The organism is Thiomonas sp. (genome assembly GCF_034007205.1).
Taxonomy (GTDB): Bacteria; Pseudomonadota; Gammaproteobacteria; order Burkholderiales; family Burkholderiaceae_C; genus Thiomonas.
The window spans coordinates 1-2869 of the sequence record NZ_JAVERI010000044.1 but is presented as its reverse complement, the minus strand read 5'-3'; the positions used below and the strand labels follow the sequence as shown (position 1 = coordinate 2869).

At 62.7% G+C, this 2869-nt stretch carries 3 protein-coding genes and 1 pseudogene; 3 read left to right on the top strand and 1 reads right to left on the bottom strand.

Annotated features, from left to right (window positions below):
• Nucleotides 1–288 (top strand): annotated as a pseudogene (locus RBR52_RS15390) (hypothetical protein); the annotation flags it as partial.
• Nucleotides 288–971 (top strand): restriction endonuclease subunit S, encoded by a 684-nt coding sequence (locus RBR52_RS15385; protein WP_320378152.1) that lies wholly within the window; start codon nucleotides 288–290, stop codon nucleotides 969–971. The pseudogene RBR52_RS15390 and the gene RBR52_RS15385, both read left to right, overlap by 1 nt.
• On the opposite strand, the gene RBR52_RS15380 is transcribed toward RBR52_RS15385, so the two are convergent.
• Nucleotides 910–2099 (bottom strand): IS3 family transposase gene (locus tag RBR52_RS15380; protein WP_320378151.1). Its coding sequence is split into 2 segments (ribosomal slippage): nucleotides 910–1841 and nucleotides 1841–2099, totalling 1191 coding nucleotides; the frame shifts between segments, so codons are not numbered across the junction. The genes RBR52_RS15385 and RBR52_RS15380 overlap by 62 nt on opposite strands.
• A 102-nt stretch (nucleotides 2100–2201) precedes the next feature.
• Here RBR52_RS15380 and RBR52_RS15375 point away from each other — a divergent pair.
• On the top strand, nucleotides 2202–2869 hold a 668-nt coding region (locus RBR52_RS15375), incomplete at its 3' end, for a tyrosine-type recombinase/integrase (RefSeq protein WP_320378150.1).

Sequence of the window (2869 nt, the reverse complement as noted above, 5' to 3'; positions counted from 1 at the left end):
GGCAGCGGCGAGACGGCAGCCAAGCTTAAGGACGTTTTCGGCGACACGCCCGCCTACGCTGACGTGCCCGGCCTGTGCAAGGTGGCGACTGTGGCCGAGATCGAGGCCCAGGGCTGGTCGCTCAATCCCGGCCGTTATGTCGGTGTCGCGCCGGGTGAGGACGTCAGCGACGAAGATTTCAAAGAGCAACTTGAAACCCTGAATGAGGAACTGGAATCACTGAACGCCCAGGCGCGGGAACTGGAGCAGACCATTGCCGCGAATGTGGCAGGGATTCTGGAGGCGTGATGGAAACTGCGTTCCAGATGGTGAAGCTCGCTGACTGCGTTGATCTTCTCGCGGGCTTCGCGTTCAAAAGCCAGCATTTCACCAACAGATCCGATGACATCCCGCTAGTGAAGGGTGAGAACGTCAGCCAAGGCTGCATCCTTTGGGAGATTTCAAAGCGCTGGTCCACCGCCGATTGGCCGAACTTGGAAAAATTCCAACTTCGGCCGGGCGACGTTGTTGTGGCAATGGATCGGCCGTGGGTTCCTGCTGGTCTGAAATGGGCTTACATCCGCAGCGACGACCCCAAAGCATTACTTGTCCAACGGTGCTCTCGTCTCAGAAGCAACACGCCTGGGCTTGACCAAAGCTTTCTCCGTTTCGTTATTGGTGGGCCGGGCTTCGAGTCATACGTAATTCCCATTACGACCGGCGTGAATGTCCCGCACATCAGCGGGAAGCAAATTCTCGACTACAAGTTTGCCCTTCCTCCGCTCCCCGTCCAGCAACGCATCGCGGGCATCCTGTCGGCCTACGACGAACTCATCGAGAACAACCAGCGGCGCATCAAGATTCTGGAGTCGATGGCCCGTACCCTCTACCGCGTGACCTTGCCCCTGGAATGCGTATCCCATAGCCGACTCATGCACTGGCGTGCCGGGGTTGGTTGGCGAGCCAGTTTTCTTCGAAGCGCATCGGGCTGACATAGGCCAGCGTCGAGTGCAGTCGGGTGCGGTTGTACCAGAGGATCCAGGCGACGGTTTCGTCCATGGCCTGGCGCCGGGTCTTGAAGCGCTGCCCATGCAACCGCTCCACCTTCAACGAGCCGAACAGCGTCTCGCTGCAGGCGTTGTCCCAACAGTTGCCGCGACGGCTCATCGACGCGGTGATGCCGTACTCGGTCAGTACGTCGCGGAAGTCCTTGGCAGCGTACTGGCTGCCGCGGTCGCTGTGGAAGATCAGCCCGGCCTGCTTGCTCGGATGGCGTTTGAACCACGCCATGCGCAATGCGTCGATGACGATGTCGCGCGTCATGTCCTGGCGCAGGCTCCAGCCGATGACTTGGCGACTGAACAGGTCGATGACCACGGCCAGGAACAGCCACCCTTCGTCGGTGGCGATGTACGTGATGTCGCCCGCCCAGACCTTGTCGGGCTCGGCCACCGCGAACTTGCGCTCAAGCAGGTTGGGTGCGATCGGCAGATCGTGATTGCTGTCGGTGGTGACCTTGAAGCGCCTCTTGCCACGGGCCCGGATGCCGTGCCGTTGCATGAGCTTTTGCACCCGCTCCTTGCCCACACGGATGCCACGAGCCAGCAATTCCTTCCAGGTGCGTGGCCAGCCGTAGCCGCCGCGCGTCTCGGCGTGGATTGCCTTGATGTGCACAAGCAGCGCGTCATCGCTCAGGTGGCGGCGCTGCGCACCACTGGCGCGGCGAACGAAGTGCGCGTGGTAGCCGGCCACGCTGACCTCGAGCACCCGGCACTGCACCGAGATCGGCCACACACGGCGGTGGCGTTCAATGAAGGCGTACTTCACTTCGCTGCCTTTGCGAAGTACGCCGTCGCTTTTCCCAGAATATCGCGCTCCATCTTCACCCGCGCCAGCTCGGCCCGCAGTCGGCTGATCTCCATCTGCTCGGCGCTCACAACCTTGCTGTCAGCGCCACTGAGCTTGCCCAGTCGAGCCGCCTTGACCCAGTTGAACAGCGTCTGATCCACCACGCCTAGCGTCCGTGCCGCCGCCGCAATACTCTGGCCGCCCTCGACTAGGCGCACCGCCTCCTGCTTGAACTCCAGCGTGTAGCGCGCCCGCGTTGTCGTCTTTGTCATTTCCGTTCTCCTTGCTTGGATTAAATCACTCAGCAAGGGATACGTTTTCCGCGGGCAAGGTCAAACTCAACCGATCCCGTTGTTTCGCCGCTGCGTCAGCGCATGCTCGACGACATGCGCATCCGCAAGCTCGAGGCCAAGACGCAGACGGACTACGTGCGCGGCGTGCGCAGGCTCGCAGCCTATCTCGGGCGCTCGCCCGACACCGCGACCGTCGAGGACCTGCGGCGGTTTCAGTTGGATCTGGTCGATCAGGGCGCCTCGCCGATGACGATCAACGCGACGCACACGGCGCTCAAGTTTTTCTTCGACGTCACGCTCGGCCGCGCCGAACTGATGGCCAAGATGCAACCCGTGCGCATGCCCACCAAGCTGCCGGTGGTGCTCAGCCCCGAGGAAGTCTCCAGGCTGATCGCCTGCGCACCGAACCTGAAGCACCGCACGGCCCTGTCGGTGGCCTACGGTGCGGGACTTCGCGTCAGCGAGGTCTGCGCGCTGAAGGTCGGCGACGTCGACAGCCAGCGCATGACCTTGCGCGTCGAGCAGGGCAAGGGACGCAAGGATCGCTATGCGATGCTCTCGCCGGTGCTGCTGGAGAGACTGCGTGCGTGGTGGCGTGTGGGGCACGCCCAGGGCAAGATCCTGCCCGGCGGCTGGCTGTTTCCCGGTCTCGATCCGACGGATCCGCTGAGCACCCGCCAACTCAACCGCGCCATTCACGCCGCAGCCGAGGCCGCGCAGATCGACAAGCGCGTGTCGATGCACACCTT